This is a genomic window from Pseudomonas extremorientalis (genome assembly GCF_001870465.1).
Classification (GTDB): Bacteria; Pseudomonadota; Gammaproteobacteria; order Pseudomonadales; family Pseudomonadaceae; genus Aquipseudomonas; species Aquipseudomonas extremorientalis.
Genome location: NZ_MDGK01000034.1, coordinates 36,010 through 59,307 on the forward strand (window position 1 = coordinate 36,010; position 23,298 = coordinate 59,307).

The following is a 23,298-nucleotide window of genomic DNA, read 5'->3' on the forward strand; positions in this document are numbered from 1 at the left end:
CCAAGACATACTGCGACCAACTTGAGTCCCCATAGGTCTTACATGATCGATCTACGCCAATTGCGCTACTTCGAAGTGGTCGCCGAAGAAGAACACGTCGGCCGCGCCGCCGAACGCCTGCACATCTCCCAATCGCCGCTGAGCCGGCAGATCGCCCAGCTCGAAGAACGCCTGGGCTTGACCCTGTTCGAACGCAGCCAGCAACGCATCCGCCTGACCCGTGACGGCCAGACGTTCCTGGCAGAAACCAAGGCGCTGCTGACCCACGCCAACCGCCTGGAATCACTGGGCAAGCGCCTGGGCCGCGGTGAAGAAGGTGGCCTGTGCATCGGCTATATCGAAAACGCCATGCATGCCGGTGTGCTGCCCAACGCGCTGCGGGTACTGCGCGACGACCGGCCGAACGTGCACATCAAGCTGTATAACCTACCGTCCCTCGAACAACTCGAAGGCCTGCGCCAACGCAGCCTGGATATCGCCCTGGTTGGCGAACCGCCGGCTGCGGATGATCCGGACCTGATCGCACTGCAAGTGTTGGACGAGCCGATGCTGCTGGCGTTGCCCGAGCACCATCCCCTCGCACACCTGAGTGAACTGTTGCCCGAACACCTGGCCGACCAGGAGTGGATCGGCGTGCAGCGCAAACCCGGCGCCAACCCCGCCGACGACTTCGTCGCCGCCTGCATCCGCGCCGGCTTCACCCCGCAGATCCCAATGGAAGCCGGTGAACCCTTTACCGCGTTGGGTTTGGTGGCTTCAGGGCTGGGCGTGGCGATGGTACAAAAAGGCCTGAGTCGCAATGCACCACCCGGTGTGGTGTTGCGGGAGTTGCCGTGGCTGAGCTACACCACGCCGCTGTGGGCGGCGTGGCATCGGGTCAACCTGCGGCCACTGGTGGAAACCTTCCGTAAAGTACTGACCGAGCCCGAAGGTTGATCAACCCACTATCTCCTTCAAGCGATACCACATCATTCCCATCGCCAACAGCGGCGAACGCAACGCCTTGCCGCCGGGGAAGGTCATGTGGGGTACCCGGCTGAAAACGTCCAGGCCCGTGCTGTGCCCGGCGTAGATACCGTCGGCCAGTAGCCTTGCGCACCAGTGGCTCACGTTCAACCCATGCCCGGAATAGCCCTGGGCATAGAACACATTCGGGTATTGCTTCAACCGCCCGACCTGCGGGAAGCGATTGGCCGTAATACCAATCTTGCCGCCCCACTGAAACTCGATGGCGGTCTGCGCCAGTTGCGGGAACACCTTGAGCATTTTCGGGCGCATGTAGGCGGCGATGTCCGCCGGATCGCGTCCGGAGTAATGGCAGGCGCCGCCGAACAACAGGCGCCGGTCAGCGGACAATCGGTAGTAATCCAACCCGACTTTCTGGTCGCACAGCGCCAGGTTCTGCGGGATCAACTGCTGGGCGACGGCCTCCGATAACGGCTCGGTGGCGATGATGTAGCTGCCGGCCGGAAGCACCTTGCCGCTCAAACGCGATTCCAGCTCCTCCAAATGCGCATTGCAGGCCAGCACCAGGCTGGCCGCGCGCACCGTGCCGCCGGCGCAGCGCACTTGCACCGTGTCGCCGTGGATCAATTCCAGCACCTCGGTGTGCTCGAAAATCCGCACGCCAAGGGACTCGGCCAACTGCGCTTCACCCAGCACCAGGTTCAGCGGATGCAAATGCCCGGAGCCCATGTCCACCAGCCCCCCGGCATACACCGTCGAACCGACCACGTGCGGCATATCTTGCGGGCCGACCAGGCGCGTTTCATGGGTATACCCCAGCGCCGCCAGGTGCGCTTGCTCGCCCTTGAACGCGGCGAACTGCGCGGGCGTATTGGCCAATTCGCAAAAGCCCCAGCGCAGGTCGCAGTCAATCCCGTGCTCGCGGATGCGCTGGCCCACCAGGGCCACCGACTCAATCCCGGCGCGCTCCAGGTAGCGCACGCCCTCCTCGCCCACGTACTTGGCGAACCCCGACACGTCATGGCCGATGCCGCGAATCAGTTGCCCGCCGTTGCGCCCGCTGGCGCCCCAGCCGATGCGCCGGGCTTCCAGCAGGATCACCGAGAGCCCGCGTTGCGCCAGCTCGATGGCGGTGTTGACGCCGGTGAAGCCGCCGCCGATCACGCACACATCGGCGGTCAGGTCGCCGCCCAGTCCGGGCCGCTCGGGCATGGCGCTGGCCGTAGCCCGGTAGTAAGACCGGGCGTGGTCGGTTGACTGCATCATTTGTTGGTCTTCACTTTGCTCCAGGCGCGGGTCATCAGGCGCATGGTCGCCGGGGTCGGCGTGGTCGAAATGTAGAGTTTGTCGAGCACCGCCTGCGGCGGGTACACCTCGGGGTTGTTCACCAGTTCCGGGGCCATGAACGCCTTGGCCGCCGGGTTGGCGTTGGCATAGCCCACCGAGGCGCTGACCTTGGCGATCACCTCAGGATCGAGCAGGTAATTGATAAACGCATGAGCTTCCTTGGGGTTGCTCGCATCGGCGGGAATCGCCAGCAGGTCGAACCACAGGTTGGAACCTTCCTTGGGAATCGAATAGGCGATGTTCACGCCGTTCTTGGCCTCCCTGGCGCGGTTGGCGGCCTGGAACACGTCGCCGGAATACCCGAACGCCACGCAGATATCACCGTTGGCCAGGTCCGAGATGTACTTGGACGAATGGAAGTAGGTGATGTACGGCCGCAGCGTCAGCAGCTTGGCCTCGGCCTGCTTGTAGTCCTCCGGGTTCTCGCTGCGCGGGTCCTTGCCCATGTAGTTGAGGATCGCCGGGAACAGCTCATCTGCCGAATCGAGGAAGGCCACGCCGCACTGGTTGAGCTTCTTGATGTTCTCCGGTTCGAACAGCACCGCCCATGAATCGATGTGGTCGATGCCCAGCACCTGCTTGACCTTGTCGACGTTGTAGCCGATGCCATTGGTGCCCCACAGGTACGGCACCGAATGCGCGTTACCCGGATCGTTTTTCTCCAGCAGCGCGAGCAGCTTGGGGTCGAGGTTCCTGAAGTTGGGCAATTGCGCACGATCCAACGTGAGGAACGCGCCGGCCTTGACCTGGCGCGCCAGGAAGTGATTCGACGGCACCACCACGTCATAACCGGTGCGGCCGGCGAGCAACTTGCCTTCCAGGGTTTCGTTGGAGTCGAACACATCGTAGATCGGCTTTATCCCGGTCTTTGCCTGGAAGTCGGCCAGGGTGGTCTCGCCGATATAGTCGGTCCAGTTATAAATACTGACTGTCGGCGCCGCCTGGCCGGCAGCGCTGAACGCGGCCATCAGGGCCAGCGGGAGAAGCTGTTTCACTAGACGCATATCGACACCCCTTTATTGGTTTTTTAGACGCTCAACAGCAGGAACTCACGCTCCCAGGAACTGATCACCCGCTTGAAGTTCTCGTGCTCGGCGCGTTTGACCGCGACGTAGCCGCGCACGAATTTATCGCCCAGGTACTGCTTGACCGTGTCGCAGTCCTCCATGCGTGCCAGCGCATCCTCGAGGGTGAACGGCAGGCGCAGGTTACGACGCTCGTAGGCGCGGCCTTCCACCGCTGCGCTCGGTTCGATCTGCTCGACCATGCCCAGGTAGCCACACAGCAGACTAGCCGCAATCGCCAGATACGGATTGGCATCGGCGCCGGGCAAGCGGTTTTCCACGCGCATGGCGTCCGGGCTGGAAGTAGGCACGCGCAGGCCGACGGTGCGGTTTTCTTCGCCCCACTCGACATTGACCGGCGCCGAAGTGTCCGGCAGGAAGCGGCGGAACGAGTTCACGTTGGGCGCGAACATCGGCAGCAGCTTGGGGATGTACTTCTGCAGGCCCCCAATGTGATGCAGGAACAACGGGCTAATGTTGCCTTCGGCGTCGACGAACACCGGTTTGCCGGTGGCTATGTCGACCACACTCTGGTGCAGGTGCATGGCGCTGCCCGGCTCGTCGGCCACCGGTTTGGCCATGAAGGTCGCAGCCACGTTGTGCTTGAGGGCGGCCTCGCGCAGGGTGCGCTTGAACACAGTGATCTGGTCGGCCAGGTCGAGGGCGTCGCCATGGCGGAAGTTGATTTCCATCTGCGCCGGGCCGTCCTCGTGGATCAACGTATCGAGGTCCAGGCCCTGGGCCTCGCACCAGTCGTAGACATCTTCGAACAACGGGTCGAATTCGTTGGCGGCGTCGATGGAAAACGACTGGCGGCCTGTCTCCGCGCGGCCGGAGCGGCCAATGGGGGTTTTCAGCGGCAGGTCCGGGTCTTCGCAGCGCTGGGTCAGGTAGAACTCCATTTCCGGCGCGACAATCGGCTGCCAGCCTTTGTCGGTGTAGAGCTGCAGGACTTTCTTCAGCACATTGCGTGGCGACAGCTCGATGGGGTTGCCCTGTTTGTCGAAGGTGTCGTGGATCACGATCGCGGTGGGCTCGATGGCCCACGGCACCACATAAGTGGCGTGGGCCACCGGGCGACAGACCATGTCGATGTCGGCGGGGTCGAGCAGGTCGTAGTAGATCTCGTCGTCGACAAAGTCCCCGGTTACCGTTTGCAGCAGCACACTTTCCGGCAGGCGCATGCCTCGCTCATGCAGGAACTTATTGGTGGGCGCAATCTTGCCGCGGGCGATGCCAGTCAAATCACTGATCACGCATTCGACTTCGGTAATCTTGTGTTCTTTCAGCCAGGCGGACAGCTGATCGAAGGGGGCGTTCATAAGGACCTCGTCATGGGTTGGGTGCATGCACCGGCTTGTACTCCTGGCGCATTGAGGTCTATCTTGAGGCCGCCGCACCCCGGCATCTATCCACTTTGCACGCACCACAACGCACCAATAGAGTGCGCCCAGGCTTCCCATGACACAGGCAACCGCTTTGCGCGTACAGGCCTTCACCACCGGTGATGTGGCCGCTCAATGCAGTGCGACACCCGGCTGGGTGCAGCAGTACCAACAGATGTCCCCGGGGCATTTTGCCGGGCGCATCCGCTACCTCGACCTGCAAGGCGTGGAGGTGTACGAAGAGTGCATGAACACCCGCGTCGAGCAGCATTTCAATGCGCCCGCCGGCTCCCTGGCGTTCTGTTTCGACGGCAGCGACAACGCGCTGTACCTGCTCAATGGCGAAAGCCGCAACACCTGGATCACCCCGGAAAACTACCGTGAAGTAGCGGTGGTGTTCGGCCCGCAGTTCGTGCAGCGCCATGGGTTGGAGGTGGCGACGCTGGAAGGTTTGTTCATGGCGCCGCTGACCGGCCAGCAGAACGCGTTGTTCGCCCGTTGGCTCAGTGGCACGCTGACACGCTTGTCCACGGTCAGCGACCCTGCCGCGCTTATCCAGCAATTGCTCGACGATTGCCTGTTCATCCTCGACAACGCCTGCGTGTGCCTGGACCGCAGCTCCTTGCAGCGCCGCAACGAAGAACGCCGGCTGATGGCGCGCATCGGCGAATGGGCAGCAGACGCGCCGGACGAAACGGTCAACCTGCTGGAACTGGCGCAGATTGCCGGGGTGCCGTTGCGCCAATTGCAACAGGGGTTCAAGACCTACACCGGGATGAGCCCGGCGCAGTGGTTGCGCTTGCGCAGGTTGAATGGGGCGCGGCGGGAGTTGCTCAATTCAACCGGGACCACCGTGGCTGAGGTGGCGATGAATTGGTCGTTCTGGCATTTGGGGCGGTTTTCCAACAGCTACCGCGCCCTGTTCAAAGAGCTTCCAAGCGAAACCCTGAAGCGTTCCGTTTGAAATCCAATCCAAATGGTGGGAGGGGGCTTGCCCCCTCCCACAGTTGATTGCATTTCAAGGTTGGGATTTGAGGAAGGCGGCCATCACCTGGTTGACCCGCTCCGCCGCCTCCAACTGCACCATATGCCCCTGCCCCGGCAGAATCTCCACCTGGGCATCCAACCCCTCGGCATGCCGGGCCGGGATGATCGCATCGTCACTGCCCCAGATCACCAGGCTCGGCTGCCGGCCCACGCGATGACGTAAGTCCAGCTTCTGTCGTCCGCCCTCGAACAACGCGGTATTGAGCTGCTGCAGCGCCTTGTCCACCCCTTCCAGGCGCTTGAACTTGAGCATGTCCTCCAGCATCTGCCGCGTCACCAGCGCGGGGTCGCTGAACAGTTGGGTCAGTGGCGGCTTGAGCGCATTGCGGTTGCTGGCGTCGGCAAACCCTTGCAAGTAATCGCCGTTGATCTCCTGGCCGAGGCCGGCGCTGGCGATCAGAGTCAATGAGGCAACACGCGCGGGCGCCTGGTCGGCAACGGTCAGTGCGACCAGCCCGCCCATGGAATGCCCGGCCAGGTGTACGCGGTCGAGCCTGAGGTGATCGAGCAAGGCCAGCACCGCAAGGCTCAGCTCCTCGGCATCGCCGCTGCGCAGTTGCTTGCCCGACTCGCCATGCCCTGGCAGGTCCAGGGCGATTACCCGGCGTTCGGCGGCCAATACCGGTTGGTTGAACAGCCAGTTGTTCAGATCCCCCCCGAATCCGTGAATCAGTACCAACGGCGTGCCACCCTCGCCCAGCTCGAGATAGCGCAACAGACGCCCGCCTATCTCGACTTTCTGCGCACTCGGTCCCGAAGCTTCGGTTTCGGCGCTGCTGGAGACAAACCCGGCATTGAAGCTGTCGATCACCGCATCGATTTCCTCTTCGGTGGCTTCGCCCTCCACCACAATCCCCAGCAACGCGCCCACCGGCAGGGTTTCGTCGCTCAGTGCCAACACACGGCGCAGGACGCCACTGAACGGCGCCTCGACACTGCTGGAGAGCTTATCGGTCTCCACGTCCAGCACTTCTTCGCCCTTCTCCACCCGGTCGCCAGGTTGCTTGAGCCAGACATCGATGCGCCCCTCGGTCATCGACAGCCCCCACTTGGGCATGGTCAAGGTATGGATCATGCGGCGTTCCTCTTGTCGGCGATCTTCAGCACCGCGGCTTCGATCTTCGCGGCGTTGGGGATGTACAGGTCTTCCAGCGCATCGGAGAACGGCACCGGCGTGTGCGGCGCGGTGACCATTTCGATTGGCGCGCGCAGGAAAGAAAAACCCTGCTGGGCGACCAATGCACTGATATCGGTGGCAATCGAGCAGCGCGGGTTGGACTCGTCGATCACCACCAGGCGCCCGGTTTTTTCCACGCTTTCGAGGATGCTGTCTGCATCCAACGGACTGGTGGTGCGCAGGTCCAGCACCTCGCAATCGATGCCTTGTCGCGCCAGGCTGGTCGCGGCTTCCAGGGCGATGTGCACCATTCGCCCGTAGGTCACCAGGGTCACATCCCTGCCCTCGCGGACAAAATTGGCTTCACCGAAAGGCACGGTGTACAGCTCTTCGGGCACTTCGCCCTGCAGGCTGTAGAGCATCTTGTGCTCGAGGAAGATCACCGGGTCATTGTCGCGGATCGCCTGGATCAACATGCCCTTGGCGTCATAGGGCGTGGCCGGGCACACCACCTTGAGGCCGGGAATGTGGGTCCACATCGAGGTGAGCATCTGCGAATGCTGGGCGGCCGCCCGCAGCCCGGCGCCGTACATGGCGCGCACTACCAGCGGCGTGGTGGTCTTGCCGCCGAACATGTAGCGGAACTTGGCGGCCTGGTTGAGCAACTGGTCGAGGCAGCAGCCGATAAAGTCGACGAACATCAGTTCGCACACCGGGCGCATGCCACGGGTGGCGGCGCCGACGGCCATGCCCACGTAGCCGACTTCGGACAGCGGCGCATCGAGCACGCGGTCGGGAAACTCCGGGTACAGGCCCTTGGTCACGCCAAGCACACCGCCCCAGGCGTCCTGCTCGCCAGGGGAACCGGTGCCGCCGGACACGTCCTGGCCGATGATGAACACGCTCTGGTCGCGGCGCATTTCCTGGGCCAGGGCTTCGTTGATTGCCTGCTGGTAGCTGATTTTGCGAGCCATGAAATTCTCTCCACGAATTGTTGTTATGAGTGGTAGGCGACGTAGACATCGCTGAGCAGGTCGGCGGCCTGGGGCTTGGGATCCGACTTGGCCAGGCGCACGGCGTCGTCGATGAGCTGGGCGACCTCGCCATCGATGCGCTCGAATTGCGCCGCGTCCAGCCAGCCTTCAGCGCTGCAACGCTGGCGGAACAGCGCCAGGCAATCGGCGTGTTCACGCAGGTTCTTCACTTCATCGGGGCCGCGATAGGTTTGTGCATCGCCTTCGAAATGGCCGTAGAAGCGGCTCAATTTCACTTCGACCAAGGTTGGCCCGTCGCCCTTGCGCGCACGTTCCACGGCAACACCAAGCGCTGCGTGCACGGCGAAGAAATCATTGCCATCGACGATCACCCCCGGCATGCCAAACCCCACGGCACGCTCGGCGATGTCCTTGCACGCTACCGACCAACCGGATCCGGTGGCCTCGGCATAGCCGTTGTTTTCCGCAACGAACAGGCACGGCAGTTTCATGATCGAGGCCAGGTTCATCGCTTCGAACACCGCACCTTCGTTGGAGCCACCGTCGCCAAAGAACGCCACGGCCACGCCCTGGCTGCCCTTGAGCCTGGAGGCCAGCGCCGCACCGGCCGCCAACGGTGCACCCGCGCCGACAATGCCGTTGGCGCCGAGCATGCCCTTCTCCTGGTCGGCAATGTGCATGGAGCCGCCTTTACCGCCACACACACCGGTTTTCTTGCCGTAGATCTCGGCCATCATGCCGAACACATCCACGCCCTTGGCGATGCAATGGCCGTGGCCACGGTGGTTGGAGGCGATGCAATCTTCATCGTTGAGGTGAGCCATGACTCCGGCGGCACTGGCTTCCTGGCCGGCGTAGAGGTGCACGAAACCGGGGATCTCGCCGGTGGCGAATTCCACGTGCAGGCGTTCTTCGAAATCACGGATGGTGCGCATCACGGTGTAGGCATGCAGCAGTTGATCGGTGGACAGGTGAGTGGACATCTTGTTGTTCTCCAGGTTGTCTCGGCACACAGAAGGCTGATCGTGGTCAGCTACAGGGCCTTCAGCACAGCCTGTGCCAAGGCCGTAAAAAACCTGGCATAACCTTGATCCAGAGCGGTTGTCGCAACCGGGCCGGGATCGCAGAATGAGACGCGGCATTGCGACTCGAAGGCGGCGTCTCAGCCGGTTTGAGACGCTGCGTCTCAGCCCGGGCTGTTGGTCAGGCCGCGCTTGTCGTGCCCGACGCATGCGCGCTTAATGGCGGGCATAACAACAAAGACCGAGAACCGGAGGCCTTATGCTCGCCGCGAACTCCAGGGAGCACGTCGACTGCGTCAGTCGCGTGGTCCGCAATGCCGACCGCCTGCCCCAGGCGCCGGTGCCGTCGCTGATCTTCGATTCGTGGCGGCGCTCCATGGAGCAACACCACCTGGACCCCGGCTCCCTGCAGGGGCCACGCATCCTCAGCGAACCCTTGCTCAAGGAATGCCGCGAACGCGCCGAACTGTTCATGCGCATTGCCGGCGAAGCCGTCGGGCAACTGCATCACCGTGTGCGCCAGGCCGACTACTGCGTGATGCTCACCGATGCCCAGGGCCAGACCATCGACCACCGCGTGGACGCCTCGATCCGCAGCGATTGCCGCAAGGCCGGCCTGTACCTCGGCACTTGCTGGTCGGAAGCCGAAGAAGGCACCTGCGGCGTGGCCACCGTGCTCACCAGTCAATCGGCGGTGACGGTGCACAAACGCGACCACTTCCGCGCAGCCTTCATCGGCCTGACCTGCTCCGCCGCGCCGATCTTCGATCCCCAGGGCAACCTGCTGGGAGTGATGGACGCCTCGGCGCTCAAATCGCCGGATGACCGCCGCAGCCAGCACCTGATACGCCAGTTGGTGGCGCACAGTGCCGAGGCCATCGAGAACGCCTTCTTCATGCACAGCGCCCAGCAGCACTGGGTGCTGCAAGCGCACAGCACGCCGGGTTATGTGGACAGCCAGCCCGACCTGCTGCTGGCCTGGGACCAGGACGGCCGCCTGCAGGCCTTGAACAGCAAGGCGCGCCAGGCCTTGCGCCGGCGCTTTGGCCGGGTGCCGGCGCACATTGGCGAGGTGTTCGACCTGAACGCCTTGCGCACCGTCACCGACCAGTCCACCCAGCAACTGCATTGGCTGGGAGAACCGGGTGCGCTGCACGTGCGGGTCAACGCGCCCCGACGCAAACAGGCGCGTGCGCCGCTGGTGCCTTTGGTGGATGCCCGTGTCGAAGAACACCTGCGCCTGGCCGTGCGGGTCAAGGACCGCAACCTGCCGGTACTGGTGCAAGGCGAAACCGGCGCCGGCAAGGAAGTCTTCGCCCGCCAACTGCACGAGCGCAGCGCCCGGCGCGGTGGGCCGTTCGTGGCGGTGAACTGCGCAGCGATTCCGGAAAACCTGATCGAGAGCGAGTTGTTCGGCTATGTGGCCGGCGCCTTTACCGGCGCCGCCAGCAAAGGCATGCCCGGGCTGCTGGTGCAGGCCGATGGCGGCACCTTGTTCCTCGATGAAATCGGCGACATGCCTCTGGCCCTGCAGACGCGCCTGCTGAGGGTGATGGCTGAAGGTGAAGTGGCACCGTTGGGCGCGGCGAAAACCCGCACCGTCGATATCCAGGTGATTTGCGCCAGTCACCGCGATTTGTCGGTGTTGGTCAATGAGGGCCGCTTTCGCGAGGACCTGTACTTTCGCCTCGGCTGCGCGCGCTTCTGCCTGCCGCCGCTGCGCGAGCGCACCGACAAACTGGCGCTGATCAACCGTTTGCTGGAACAGGAAGCGCGCAACAGCGGTATCACGGTGGGTATCGGCCAGGTGGCATTGGAGTTGCTGTTGGGGTACGCGTGGCCGGGCAATGTGCGGCAACTGCGACATGTGCTGGCGTATGCCTGTGCGGTGTGTGAGGGCGGGACGGTGCAGGTGGCGGATTTGCCGGTGGAGGTGCGTGGGGAACAGGTTGAAGCATTGACGGAAGATCGCGCGAGCCCGGAGCGCCAGGTGGTGCTGGATGCGCTGATTCGGCATCGCTGGAAGCCGATACCGACCGCGCAGGCGCTGGGAATCTCAAGGGCGACCCTGTACCGCCGCGTCAACCAACTGGGCATCGACATGCCGAACAAAACCCGCTGATACAACGGGGTCAACACTGTGGGAGGGGGCTTGCCCCCGATGGCGGTGGACCAGCTAATACTTCCAGTGGCTGACACACTGCTATCGGGGGCAAGCCCCCTCCCACATTGGACTGGGTACATCTGAGATGTCAGCGGTAGACAAGGCCACCGTCGATCAGCGGCGATTGCCCGGTCATGTAGTCCGCATCCGGCCCGGCCAGGTACGCGACCAGCCCTGCCACATCCTCCGGCGTCTGCGCCCGGCCCAAGGCGATGCCATCCACATACTTCTTGTAGGTCGCACCGACTTCGGCGCCGGTGATCTCGGCCATGCGCTTGTCGATCTCGACCCACATATCGGTGCCCACCACGCCCGGACAGTAGGCGTTTACGGTAATCCCGGCGCTCGCCAACTCCTTGGCCGCCGCCTGGGTCAAGGCACGTACGGCAAACTTGGTGGCCGAGTACACCCCCAGCAGCGCAAAACCTTCATGGCCGGCGATGGAGCAGGCGTTGATGATCTTGCCCTTCTGCTTGAGCGCCTTGAATTTCTTGCCGGCGGCCTGGATGCCCCACAACACGCCCTGCACGTTGATGCCCAGGGTGCGCTCGACCTGTTCCGGGCTGACGTCCAACAGCGAATCGATCTGCGCCACACCGGCATTGTTGACGATGATGTGGAAGCCACCCAGGGTCAGGTGCGCATGCTCCACCGCCGCCACCACCTGTTCGCGCTTGGACACGTCAGCGACGAACACCGAGACCTTGCGGCCCAGCGCGACGACTTCGGCGGCCACGGCTTCGAGCTTGGCGCCATTGATGTCCACCAAGGCGATATCGGCACCGTCCTGTGCCAGGCGCAAGGCGATGGCCCGGCCAATGCCCTGCCCGGCGCCGGTCACCAGCGCGACTTTTCCAGCAATACTCATGGGGTTCTCCTGCAATTGATGAGGGAAGCCTTGTCTATCGCAGGCGTGCTGCGGGCTGTCGAGGTGCACATGGATTGGCATGCGGCCTGAGACGGGATGTCTCAAGGTGCGAATCATTCTTGTAAAAGTGCGCACTTATGCCTAGCTTATGCGCCCCCCGCCCGCGCTTTAAGGCCCTGCCCCCATGGTTTTGCGTTTTCGTCCCGTCGTCACCTCACGTTTCGCCCTCGGTCTGCTGCTCAGCGGCGGCATCGGTCACAGCCTGGCGGCAGACCTTGAACTGCCGGCGGTGAAGGTCCAGGGTCAGGATGCATCCGGCTACCGCAGCGACACCGCCTCGGTGAGCGGCGTCGACGAAGCGCCACTGCTCGACACCCCGGCCTCGATCACGGTGATCAACGCCGCACTGATCAAGGACCAGCAAGCGCGCCTGCTCAGTGAAGTACTGCGCAACGACGCCTCGGTGGGCGACAGCTATGCGCCCATCGGCTACTACGAAAACTTTGTGGTGCGCGGCTTTTCGCTGAATGCGGCGAGCAGCTACAAGATCAATGGACGCACCATCACCGGCGAGCAGAACGTCGCGCTGGAGAACAAGCAGCAGGTCGAAGTGCTCAAGGGCCTGGCCGGCCTGCAGAGCGGGATTTCCGAACCCAGCGGCGTGATCAACTACGTGACCAAGCGCCCAGAAGACGTGCGCTCGGTGACCGTTTCCACCGATGATCGCGGCAGCGGCTATGTCGCCACCGACGTCGGTGGCTGGTTCGGCAGCGAGCAACAATTCGGCCTGCGCGCCAACGTCGCCCACGAAGACCTCGCCTCCTACGTGGAACACGCCAATGGCCAGCGCGATTTTGTGTCCCTGGCCTTTGACTGGAACATCAGCCCCGATGCCGTATTGCAACTGGACGCCGAGTACCAGGACAAGCAACAACGCTCGGTGCCGGGCTACCAATTGCTGGGCGGCACCGAGGTGCCACACGGGGCCTCACCGAAGAAACTGCTGGGGCACCAGAGCGGGTCCAGGCAGGTGGGCATTGATTCGCTGAATCTCAACGGCAAGTTTGAATACCGCTTCAATGATCAGTGGAAAGGCAGCGTGAGCGCGGCGCGCAGCAAGGTGGTGATCGATGACTACAGTTCGTTTGCCTATGGTTGCTTCTATGTGACCGATTGCGGCACCGCCTTCTTCAGCCCCACCGGCGACTACGACGTCTACGACTACCGCAGCCCCGACGACACCCGCCGCGACGACGAAGTGCAGGCGGCCATGACCGGGCTGTTCAACACGGGCAGCCTGGGTCATGAACTGACGTTTGGCACCAGCGCCTTTCGCCGGATAGTCGACAAGCGCAAGTCGGTCAACGAATACATCGGCAGCACCAATATCAACGTCGACGCCCCAACTTTCACCCCCACCGACAAGCCGCTGAACGACAGCCATCGCAACCTCGACAGTCGCCAGTACGGCCTGTTCGTCACCGACCGCATCCGCCTCAACGAGCAATGGCAAACCATCCTCGGTGGCCGCGAAGTGCGTCTGGACGAACAAGCCTTCGACGGTACCTCTGGTGACGAGGTACGGCATACCCAGCAGTACGTGTTCCTGCCCCAGGCGTCGTTGATCTACAAACCGGTCGAAAACATCTCGCTCTACACCAGCTACAGCAAAGGCCTGTCCCTGGGCGGTCAGGCGCCGTGGACAACCAGAAACGAAGGCGAAACCCTCGCCCCCACCACCTCACGCCAAATCGAAGCCGGGGTGAAATACGACTGGCGCCGCATCAGCTTCGCCGCCGCCGTGTTCCAGACCCGCCAGGCCTATCAGTACGCCAAGCCAGATGGCACGGGCAAATTCGACTACGTGCAGCAAGGCGAGCAAAAGAACACCGGGCTGGAATTGTCAGCCAACGGCTGGGCCACCGAACGCCTGCAGATCGCAACCAGCGTGGCGGCGATTCGTGCGCGAGTGACCGGCAGCGGCACAGCGGACTACGAAGGCCACCAGGCGATCAACGTGCCCAAGCTGCGCGCCAGTGTGTATGCCGACTATGCGTTGCCCTGGGTGAACGGCCTGGCGGTGCTGGGCGGCGTGCAATACAGCGCCAAGAAGTACGCCAACCGCAGCGGCAATGTGCAAGTGGGGGATTACGCGGTGGTGAATGTGGGCAGCCGCTACACCACCCAGGTGAGCGGCTATGACACGGTGTTCCGCCTGAGCGTCGACAACCTGTTCGACAAGCGCTACTGGCGCGACGCGGGCGAGTACATGGGCGATGACTACCTGTTCCAGGGCGCGCCATTGACGGCGCGCCTGAGTGCTTCGGTGAATTTCTGAGGCTTACTTCGGCATCTTGCGGAAACCCACGGCCAGGCGGTTCCAGCTGTTGATGGTGGCGATGGCCACGCTGAGGTCGACCTGTTCCTTGGGGCTGAACTCGGCGGCCAGTGCGTTGAAGTCTTCATCCGGCGCGTGGGTGTGGCTGATCAGGGTAAGGCTTTCAGCCCAAGCCAATGCAGCGCGTTCACGCGGGGTGAAGAACGGCGTTTCGCGCCAGGCTGACACGGTGTACAGGCGACGTTCGGTCTCGCCACCTTTGCGGGCGTCGGCGGTGTGCATGTCGAGGCAGAAGGCACAGCCGTTGATCTGCGACACCCGCAGGCGTATCAGTTCCAGCAGTGGCAGCTCGATGGAGAGTTTGCCCACGGCGGCTTCCAGGGCGAGCATGGCTTTCATGGCGTCTGGGGAGGCGGTGTAGAAGTCGGTACGGGGTTGCATGGTGATGCTCCAGGGCAGTGGGGATTGATGGCTAGGTTAGTCATCGGGCCTTGGGGGAGGAATAGCCAATTCGGGGTAAGAATGGGTGACCAATTTTTGTGAGTACATATCCGTTATTTAGGTAACGCCCGCTTATGGTTCCGCCCTTACAGCGGCTCACTTTGGAAAAGCCGGAATGCCGGCCCAGCCCAAAGTAAGCAAAGGGCTCTTGCCCCAACACTCGGCACCTCGCCTAGGCTCGGTGTGCCCGTAATCCGACAGTGATTTGGGGGGCYTAASATCAAAATCAAAAGCAGATCAAAAGCCAGAGCCAGAGCAAACCACCCTTCAACTGATACATGAAGATCAAACTGTGGGAGGGGGCTTGCCCCCTCCCACACTTTGACCGAGTACCGGCCATACAATCCGGTCGGCTCTAAGGCCGCCGCGCTCTTGCTTTTGATCTGGGATCGCCCCGTCAAACACGCTGGCCGAACGCAGGCTTGAATCCGTGGGTAACCCGGCAGGACGCCGGGTTAGCCGCACTGGGCCATGGATGGCCCATTGCGGCGGCCCACGGATTCAAGCCGGAGAGAGGGCACACCGAGCCTAGGCGAGGTGCCGAGTGTTGGGGCAAGAGCGTTTTGCTTACTTTGCGCTCTTCAAAAGTGAGCCGCTGTAAGAGCGGAACCATAAGTAGCCGTTACCGAAGCATCGGATATGTACTCAGTCAAACCACCCGAGCCATATGCTCCCCAATCCTGCCCCTCAACCACCGCTCCGCCGGGTCATTGTCATGCACCCCACTCCACACCATCGACAACTCCGCCGCATCGATCGCAAACGGCGGGTCCTGCGCCCGTAGCGACGTGCCCTCCGTCAACGCACACGCAGCATAATCCGGCACCGTCGCAATAATCTGCGTACCGGCAAGCAACGCCCGCAACCCACTGAACTGCGGCACCGCCAGCACCACCCGGCGGGTACGACCAATGCGCGCCAGGTCCAGGTCGATGTTGCCGCTCAAATCCCCCGAAAACGACACCATCGCATGGGGCCGTTCGCAGTAGTCGTCGAGGGTCAACGGTTCAACACCGTCATCCCCACGCAAGACCTTGCACGGAATATCCCGCAGTTTCTTGCGCTTGGCATTCGCCGGCAATTCCGTGGTGTAGCTCACCCCCACCGAAATCTCGCCGCTGGCCAGCAGCGACGACATCAACAGGTAATTGGCCCGACGCACCACCACGATGATCCCCGGTGCCTCTTCGCGCAGTTGGCTGAGCAACGGTGGGAACAGGCCAAATTCAGCGTCGTCCGAGAGGCCAATGCGAAACACTGCACAACTGGTGGAAGGGTCGAAATCCTTGGCACGGCTGACCGCGCCGGAAATGGTGTCCATGGCCGGTTGCAACTCCTTGAGTATCGCCACGGCGCGTGGCGTGGGTTCCATGCCCCGCCCGTTGCGCAGCAGCAACGGGTCGTCGAACAGATCGCGCAAGCGTCCCAGTGCCGCACTCACCGCCGGTTGGCCCATGAAGAGTTTTTCGGCGACCCGGGTCAGGTTCTTCTCGAACATCAACGCCTCGAAAATCACCAGCAGGTTCATGTCGACGCGGCGCAGGTCGTTGCGATTCATGGTGATATCCACACGGTTGGCAAGCTCACAGATAACCACGCCAGGCGCCGGCCACATTGCACGCCTGTGCTGTCTTTTCCTGGTCGGCACCTGGCGAAATTAACAACGATTAACTCGTCAGCCGGACGGTCCGGCAACAAGATTGGCCACGTCTACACTGCATCCATCCACCGGGAACGCTCCCATCGACTGCGGATATCTGTCATGGCCCGACTCGATCAATACACCCCTCGCTTGTCCGCCACCGGGGGCCTGTGCCCCCGGCGCGAGCGCATCGCCAAGCAACTGATCCTGGCCAATCTCGGCGAAAGCCTGGCCATTGCCGACATCGCCCAGGCCTGCGCCCTGTCGCGCAGCCATTTTTCCCGTGCCTTCAAGTGCACCACCGGGCTGTCGCCGCAGGAATGGATCCGCCAACAGCGCATCCAGCGGGCCAAGGAACTGATTGCCCAGTCATCCTTGAGCCTGACGCAAATCAGCCTGGAATGCGGCTTCTGCGACCAGGCGCACTTTTGTCATATGTTCACCCGTAGCGAAGGCGTCAACCCGATGACCTGGCGAAATCACCACTCTCGCCCTAAACCGCAAGTGATCGCGGCCTAGTGGTCCTGGCCTGCCTGGCCTATGCTGGCCGCTCATCCCGTTCCGAGCATGGCCACCCATGAACGACCTCAGCGACCAGGCCGTGCATTTCGGCCCCTACCGCATCCACCCGCGCCAGCGCCTGGTGCTGGAGGCCGGTCGACCGTTGCGGCTGGGCCGGCGTGCGGTGGATATCCTGCTGATCCTGCTGGAACAGGCCGGCAATGTGGTGAGCAAGCAGGAACTGATTGCCCGCGTCTGGCCCAGGAGCGTGGTGGAAGACGGCAACCTGCGGGTGCACATGGCGGCGTTGCGCAAGGCATTGGGCGATGGCCAGGCCGGGCAGCGCTATATCGTGACCGTAGCCCAGCGGGGCTACAGTTTTGTTGCGCCACTGAGCATCGAGCCGATGACCCTGCCAACCGAAGGTGCCCCCCAACGCCCCTGCCACAATTTGCCGCTGCGCCGTACGCGCATGCTCGGCCGCCAGGCCCTGATCGACAGCCTGGTACAGCAACTGCCCGAGCAACGCTTTATCACCCTGACCGGCGCCGGCGGCATCGGCAAGACCACAGTGGCGCTGCGGGTGGCGGAATTGCTGATCGGGCACTACCGCGACGGCATCCTCTTACTGGACCTGGCGCCACTGAGCGCGCCATCGATGATCCTGCCCAACCTTGCCGCCCTGCTCGACCTTACCCACGCTGAGCACGAAGCCCTGCCCACGTTTGCGCGGCGCTTGCAGGAGCACCAGTTGCTGCTGGTGATCGACAATTGCGAACACGTGCTCGACGACATCGCCCTGATCAGTGAAACCCTGCTGCGCCACGCGCCCCGATTGCACATCCTGGCCACCAGCCGCGAGGCATTGCGCGCCGAGGGCGAACACGTGCAGCGCCTGGAGCCCCTGGCCTGCCCGCCCGCCACCGGCAACCGCGCCCAGGCGCTGGGCTACCCGGCCCTGCAATTGTTGATCGAGCGGGCCATGTCCCATCAGGACAGCTTTGAACTGAGCGAGGCCGAGCTGCCGCTGGCGATTGATATCTGCCAGCGCCTGGACGGTATTCCCCTGGCCATCGAACTCGTGGCGGCGCAGATCGAACGCTTCGGCCTGCCCGGACTGCTGGTGCAAATGGAAGACAACTTTCGCCTGCTCACGAGAGGCCGGCGCAGCGCCCTGCCCCGTCATCAAACCCTGCGCGCCACCCTGGACTGGAGCTTTGCGCTACTGACCGCCTGCGAACAGATCTGCCTGCGTCGCCTGGCGGTATTTCGCGGAGGGTTCAGCCTGGCCAGCGCAGCGGCGGTGATTGCCGGGGAGCAGATTGCACCACACGAAGTGCTGGGTTCGATCACCCAGTTGGTCGCCAAGTCCTTGCTCAATGTGGAAGCCGGCGATGACGAGATGGTCTACCGCCTGCTGGACATCACCCGCACCTATGCCCTGGAAAAACTCAGCGTCGCCCAAGAACTCCACGCTACCCGCCAGCGCCACGCCGAGCGCTGCCTGGCGCAGATGAACCAGGCCCAGGACGATTGGGAGCTGATCGCAACCCAGACCTGGATCGACCGTTATGCGCCGCTGCGCGAAGACATCCGCGCCGCCCTCGACTGGGGCCTGGGCGACCAGGGTGCGCACCTGCTGGGCATTCGCCTGACGGTGAGTGCGATGCCGTTGTGGCAGGAGTTGTCGCTGCTGCGCGAACATGGCTTGTATGTGGGCAAGGCCCTGGCGCGACTGAGGCAATCGAATGCGCCGAGCCAGCGCTTGAACATGGCCTTGCAGCTGGCGCTGGGCAGTTTTTCCTATCACACCCAGGGCGGCACGCCGCAGACCATTGCAGCATTCAGTTGCGCGCGTCGCCTGGCGGAAGCCGGCAAGGACCTGGCCGGCCAGTTACGTGCGGTATCGGGGCACATGGCGGTAAACCTGTGCTGCGGCAACTACCGGGAGGCCTTGGCGCAGAGCCTGCACTTCGACCAGCTCGGCCCCCGTGCCGAGCCTTTGCTGCCCCTCAGTGCCCAGCGCCTGCGGGTGTTGGCACAGCACTTCGCCGGTCACCAGGCCCTCGCGCAGCACAATGCCGAGCAAGTGATCCAGCGCATGGCCCAGAGCGGCCATCTCAACCGCTTTACCCATGGCTTTGGCGTGCAGTACGACCAGAGCGTCGCCTCGCTGACCATCCTTGCACGCATCCTGTGGCTGCGCGGTTATCCGGAGCGTGCGTGGCGTACGGCGAGCCAGGCGCTGGCGCTGGCCTTGCAAATCAATCACGGTACGTCGATCTGCTACACCCTGGCATTGGCCGGGGTGGTCATCGCTCGCTACAACGGCGACAGCGCCATGGCCCACGAACACCAGGATCAACTGCTGCAGCAGGCGCAAAAGCACTCGGTGCAGTTGTTTCACACCTGGGCGCGTTGTTATGAGGGCACGCTAGCCATCGCGGATGTGCAGGGATTGGGCCTGGTCGAGGATATCCTGGTGACCTTCAATGCAATCGAGGTCAGTGACGCGGCCTTCGAGCGCGCCAGAAGTGGCGCAGCCGGCTGGTGCACCCCGGAAATCCTGCGAGTGCGCGCCGAAAGCCTGGCCGACAGCCGTGCGGCAGAAGCCCTGCTGCTGGAAGCCCTGGGCCTGGCGCACCAGCAAGGCGCGCTGGCCTGGGAATTACGCAGTGCAACCTCGTTGGCAAGCCTGTGGCAGACGCAAGGCCGCGTAAAGGCGGCGCGCGATTTGCTGGGTTCGATCTACGCCCGCTTCACCGAAGGCTTTGCCACCCAGGACCTAGTCCGCGTACGCAGCCTGCTCGACCAGTTGCAGGACAAACGGCCGGCCTGAAAACGGCCCTAGGTAATGCCCGTAGCCCTGCTGCAAACGCGCCACCTGCAACGGGTCGCGCAGTTGCGCCAGGGCGTAGCTGCGCACGCAATTGAGCAGGCGGTAACGCGGGCTGCCTGGGCCCGGTTCCAGGGTCAGCAGCGACGCACCCACCAAGCGCCCCAGCAGGTAGGACAGGTCGGCGTGTTCCAACTCGGTCCCGGCGACCAGTTCACTCAAGGTGGGCACGGTCACGGCCATCTTGAATAAACCCAATTGCAGGAATAGCCAGCGCTCCGGCAGGCTCAGGCGCTGGTAGGTCCAGTCCAGGGCCGCCGTCAGGGATTGGTGGCGTTCCACCGCGGTGCGCCGGCCTCGGGTCAGCACCTGCAAGCCCGCGCGCAACTGCTGCTGCAAACCGCGCACACCGAGGGCATCGACTTGGGCGGCGGCCAACTCCAAGGCCAGTGGGATACCGTCCAGACGCCGACAGATGTCTCGCAGCGGCGCCAGGTCATGGAGGCGCAGCGCGAACCCTTGCTGGCCGGCACGCACCCGCGCAACAAATAACTGCACCGCCGGGTAAGCCATCGCCTGTTCGATACAGCCCATGGCCGCCGGCGCCGGGATCGCCAGCCTCGGCACACGCTGTACCCATTCACCGGGGACTTGCAGGCTTTCACGGCTGGTCACCAGCACGCTGACCTGAGGCGCGGTTTCGCGCAGCACACGCACCAGATGCCGGCAGGCGCCGAGCAGCAGGTCTGCGCCGTCGAGCACCAGCAACAGTTGGCGCGAGGCCAATTGACGGCACAGCTCGCTGGCGTGGGCGCAGGGTTCCAGGTGCAGCGCGGCAGCCAGGTCGCGCAGCATGGTCATCGGTGCTTCCACCGTAGCCAGGTCAACCCACCACACGCCGTCCCGGTAGCGCGGCAACACGCGCTGGGCCAATGCCAGGGCCAGGGTGCTTTTGCCGACACCGGCGCACCCGGTGAGGGTCATCAGGTGTTGCCCGGACAGACGCCGAACCAGCACGCCCAACACCTCGTCACGGCCCACCACCGCACTGAGCCGCGCCGTCAGGTTGTGCCGAGGCAGCGCGGCGGGCTGCGCGCCCTGCACCGGGGCTGCGAAACAGTAGCCGCGCAGAGGGTCATTAAGAATGAACTGCTGCCCATCGAGCACGCGACGCAGTGCGGCGATGTGCACCCTCAGGTTGTTTTCTTCCACCACGCTGTTCGGCCAGACCCGCTCGATCAGAGTGGCTTTGCTGATGAACTGCCCGGGCGCTTCGAGCAGCGCCGTGAGGATATCCAGCGCCCGCCCGCCCACAGGCACCGGCCAACCCGACTTGCTGACCAACCGCTGCTGCCGGTGAAACACATAGGCACCGAAGCGTACCGTGCCATCAGCGTCAATCGCCTGAGGATTGTTCATGTGTGCAATAGCGCTGAAACGCCCGGCCCTGGGCGTTTGCGCATCCTTTTCCGTGGGCTTGACGCTATCTTGCCAGCTACCCGTGACAGGACAATGCTGGCACAGGGAGCGATACGGACATTCGGGTGCGCGAGACGGACATTCTGTCGTTAACTGAACTGCTGTCGGTATTGGGTCGGGTTGAGGCCCAGTTTTTCACTGAACAGAAAGCGCATATGCCGCACGCTACCGAAGCCTGCGTGAAAAGCCACGGTCTTGAGCTGCAGGTCGGTGGTTTCCAGCAATTGCCGGGCGCGGTCGATGCGTGCACCTTGCAGGAAGACCATGGGCGTCATCTGCACTTCCTTGGCGAACAGCCGCGCAAAATGGCGGGCGCTCATGCCGGCCAACTCAGCCATGGACTCGATGGTGAACGGTTGGTCCAGATGCGCCAGCACATGGTTCTGTACCCGGGTAATCGTGGTTTCCTGCGGTGCCACCGCCGCCGTCATCGGGCTGAACTGCGCCTGGCCGCCCTGGCGTTTCATCACCACCAGCAACACCTTGGCCACGTCCACGGCGACTTGTTTGCCATGGTCCTGGGCCACCACCGACAGCGCCAGGTCGATGCCGGCCGTGACGCCGCCCGAAGTGATCAGGCGCCCGTCCTGCAGGTAGATGCGATCCGTTTCGACCATTGCCTTGGGAAACGCCTTGATCAGTCGCTCGGTGTAGTGCCAGTGCGTGGTCACGCGGTGACCGTCCAGCAGCCCGGCATGCCCCAGCACAAAGGCCCCGGTGCAGATCGAACCGAAGCGCCGCGCCCGCGGAGCCGCGGCCCTCAGCCACGGCAGCAGCGCCGGATGACATTCGTTATAGGCACCGGGGCCGCCGGGCACCAGCAGCAGGTCATAGGCATCCTGGGCCTGGTCCAGCAGCAGGTCAGTCTGCACGGCTACGCCATTGGAGGCGCGCAATGGACCGGGCTCGGTGCCGAGGGTGAGGATCTGGTAGTGCGCCGACGCTGGCAGGTAACGGTTGGCAATGGAAAACACCTCGAGCGGCCCTGCCATATCGAGCAGGAGGAAGTCCGGAAACAGCACCATGGCCACGGTTTTCATAGCGGGAAAGGTCCATCGGGAAGGAGTACGACAGGCATTATGACACGCTTGAAACTGTCAACTTTAAAGAGACAGTAATTCAGTTTTCATCTTCTTAATGAATATTCCAGTAACCATTAACCTTCTTCTCAACGCAAGAGCCCTGCATGCCGCAGCCCGCTCTCACTTGAGGACAAGACCATGCTGACCCTTCGCAAAGCTTCCGAACGCGGCGCCGCCAATCACGGTTGGTTGAAGTCGTTCCACACCTTCTCGTTCGCCAACTACTGGAACCCGAACGAACAAGGGTTTTCCGACCTGCTGGTGATCAACGATGACCGTGTCGCCGCCGGCAAAGGTTTCGGCCAGCACCCACACCGCGATATGGAGATCTTCTCTTATGTGCTCGAAGGCGCCCTGGAACACAAGGACACCCTGGGCACCGGCTCGGTGATCCGCCCCGGCGATGTGCAACTGATGAGCGCCGGCAGCGGCGTGGCCCACAGCGAGTTCAACCACAGCCAGACCCGTGGCGTGCACTTCCTGCAAATCTGGATCGTGCCTGCCGTGGCCGGTGCCGAACCACGCTACCAGCAGGAACACTTCAGCGAGGCCCAGAAACGTGGGCGCCTGCAGTTGATCATCTCGCCGGACGGTGCCGATGGCTCCCTCAGCGTGCGCCAGGACGCACGGGTGTATGCCGGGCTGTTCAACGGTGATGAAACCGCGACCCTGGACCTGCCGCCCGATCGCCATGTGTACCTCCATGTGGCCCGGGGCAGCGTTGAAATCAACGGCCAGCGCTTGCGCGAAGGCGACGGCGCCCGGGTGCGGGATGAACGGCAGATCCGCTTGAGCCACGGTGAAGATGCCGAGGTGCTGGTGTTCGACCTGCGCCCGCAGGAACTGCCGCAGATGCCATGACCGGCCCCGCGATGGCTCGCAAAAACGAGCCATCGCTGGCGTCGATAGTCACCATCAGCCCAATGAAGTTCTCTTGAAAAATG

Annotated in this window: 18 protein-coding genes; 7 read left to right on the top strand and 11 right to left on the bottom strand. The window is 63.2% G+C overall.

All coding sequences use genetic code 11. The features are described from left to right. Positions 1–42 precede the first annotated feature (42 nt). A complete protein-coding gene (locus BFN10_RS13495) occupies positions 43–936 on the top strand; it encodes a LysR substrate-binding domain-containing protein (protein ID WP_071490074.1) in 894 nt (297 codons plus the stop codon). Here BFN10_RS13495 and BFN10_RS13500 read toward each other — a convergent pair whose 3' ends face one another. The 3 genes from BFN10_RS13500 to BFN10_RS13510 are packed head-to-tail and all read right to left on the bottom strand — an operon-like array spanning position 937 to position 4,699. Then, positions 937–2,232: an NAD(P)/FAD-dependent oxidoreductase gene (locus BFN10_RS13500; RefSeq protein WP_071490075.1), complete on the bottom strand. Its 1,296-nt coding sequence runs from the start codon at positions 2,230–2,232 to the stop codon at positions 937–939. It abuts the gene before it with no gap. Then, the gene (locus BFN10_RS13505; protein ID WP_071490076.1) at positions 2,229–3,317 is read right to left on the bottom strand and encodes a polyamine ABC transporter substrate-binding protein; all 1,089 of its coding nucleotides are present in this window, start codon (positions 3,315–3,317) and stop codon (positions 2,229–2,231) included. The genes BFN10_RS13500 and BFN10_RS13505 overlap by 4 nt, the downstream gene beginning before the upstream one ends. Before the next feature lie 23 nt (positions 3,318–3,340). Then, the gene (locus BFN10_RS13510) at positions 3,341–4,699 is read right to left on the bottom strand and encodes a glutamine synthetase family protein (RefSeq protein ID WP_071490077.1); all 1,359 of its coding nucleotides are present in this window, start codon (positions 4,697–4,699) and stop codon (positions 3,341–3,343) included. A gap of 139 nt (positions 4,700–4,838) precedes the next feature. Here BFN10_RS13510 and BFN10_RS13515 point away from each other — a divergent pair, with 139 nt between their 5' ends. After that, positions 4,839–5,726 (top strand): helix-turn-helix domain-containing protein, encoded by an 888-nt coding sequence (locus tag BFN10_RS13515; protein WP_071490078.1) that lies wholly within the window; start codon positions 4,839–4,841, stop codon positions 5,724–5,726. Positions 5,727–5,780: 54 nt separating this feature from the next. On the opposite strand, the gene BFN10_RS13520 is transcribed toward BFN10_RS13515, so the two are convergent. From BFN10_RS13520 to BFN10_RS13530, 3 genes are read right to left on the bottom strand one after another with little or no spacing between them, the layout of a single operon-like run. Further along, entirely contained in the window at positions 5,781–6,884 is a 1,104-nt protein-coding gene (locus BFN10_RS13520) for an acetoin dehydrogenase dihydrolipoyllysine-residue acetyltransferase subunit (RefSeq protein ID WP_071490079.1), read from the bottom strand. Next, positions 6,881–7,900 (bottom strand): alpha-ketoacid dehydrogenase subunit beta, encoded by a 1,020-nt coding sequence (locus tag BFN10_RS13525; RefSeq protein ID WP_071490080.1) that lies wholly within the window; start codon positions 7,898–7,900, stop codon positions 6,881–6,883. Before BFN10_RS13525 ends, BFN10_RS13520 begins: the two co-directional genes overlap by 4 nt. 23 nt (positions 7,901–7,923) lie before the next feature. After that, positions 7,924–8,904: a thiamine pyrophosphate-dependent dehydrogenase E1 component subunit alpha gene (locus BFN10_RS13530; protein WP_071490081.1), complete on the bottom strand. Its 981-nt coding sequence runs from the start codon at positions 8,902–8,904 to the stop codon at positions 7,924–7,926. 298 nt (positions 8,905–9,202) lie between these two features. On the opposite strand from BFN10_RS13530, the gene BFN10_RS13535 reads away from it, so the two are divergent. Beyond that, positions 9,203–11,065: a sigma-54-dependent Fis family transcriptional regulator gene (locus BFN10_RS13535; protein ID WP_071490082.1), complete on the top strand. Its 1,863-nt coding sequence runs from the start codon at positions 9,203–9,205 to the stop codon at positions 11,063–11,065. A 130-nt stretch (positions 11,066–11,195) separates the two neighbouring features. Here BFN10_RS13535 and BFN10_RS13540 read toward each other — a convergent pair whose 3' ends face one another. Further along, entirely contained in the window at positions 11,196–11,975 is a 780-nt protein-coding gene (locus BFN10_RS13540; RefSeq protein WP_071490083.1) for an acetoin reductase, read from the bottom strand. Between the two features lie 184 nt (positions 11,976–12,159). On the opposite strand from BFN10_RS13540, the gene BFN10_RS13545 reads away from it, so the two are divergent. Further along, entirely contained in the window at positions 12,160–14,313 is a 2,154-nt protein-coding gene (locus BFN10_RS13545; RefSeq protein WP_071490084.1) for a TonB-dependent siderophore receptor, read from the top strand. A 3-nt stretch (positions 14,314–14,316) separates the two neighbouring features. On the opposite strand, the gene BFN10_RS13550 is transcribed toward BFN10_RS13545, so the two are convergent. Together BFN10_RS13550 and BFN10_RS13555 are read right to left on the bottom strand one after the other, a co-directional pair. Beyond that, a complete protein-coding gene (locus tag BFN10_RS13550; protein ID WP_071490085.1) occupies positions 14,317–14,754 on the bottom strand; it encodes a carboxymuconolactone decarboxylase family protein in 438 nt (145 codons plus the stop codon). Between the two features lie 709 nt (positions 14,755–15,463). Beyond that, positions 15,464–16,372 carry a LysR family transcriptional regulator gene (locus tag BFN10_RS13555; protein WP_071490112.1) on the bottom strand — a complete coding sequence of 303 codons (909 nt, stop codon included), beginning with the start codon at positions 16,370–16,372 and terminating at the stop codon, positions 15,464–15,466. Positions 16,373–16,576: 204 nt separating this feature from the next. Here BFN10_RS13555 and BFN10_RS13560 point away from each other — a divergent pair, with 204 nt between their 5' ends. Further along, on the top strand, positions 16,577–16,975 hold the full coding sequence (locus BFN10_RS13560) for a helix-turn-helix domain-containing protein (RefSeq protein ID WP_071490086.1): 399 nt from the start codon (positions 16,577–16,579) through the stop codon (positions 16,973–16,975). A 58-nt stretch (positions 16,976–17,033) separates the two neighbouring features. Beyond that, entirely contained in the window at positions 17,034–19,796 is a 2,763-nt protein-coding gene (locus tag BFN10_RS13565) for an ATP-binding protein (RefSeq protein WP_071490087.1), read from the top strand. Here BFN10_RS13565 and BFN10_RS13570 read toward each other — a convergent pair. Then, complete coding sequence (locus tag BFN10_RS13570; RefSeq protein ID WP_071490088.1) at positions 19,743–21,212, bottom strand: ATP-binding protein; 1,470 nt, start codon at positions 21,210–21,212, stop codon at positions 19,743–19,745. The genes BFN10_RS13565 and BFN10_RS13570 overlap by 54 nt on opposite strands. Positions 21,213–21,361: 149 nt before the next feature. Continuing rightward, positions 21,362–22,312 (bottom strand): GlxA family transcriptional regulator, encoded by a 951-nt coding sequence (locus BFN10_RS13575; RefSeq protein WP_071490089.1) that lies wholly within the window; start codon positions 22,310–22,312, stop codon positions 21,362–21,364. A 180-nt stretch (positions 22,313–22,492) separates the two neighbouring features. On the opposite strand from BFN10_RS13575, the gene BFN10_RS13580 reads away from it, so the two are divergent. After that, entirely contained in the window at positions 22,493–23,215 is a 723-nt protein-coding gene (locus BFN10_RS13580) for a pirin family protein (protein WP_071490090.1), read from the top strand. The last annotated feature ends 83 nt before the right edge of the window (positions 23,216–23,298 follow it).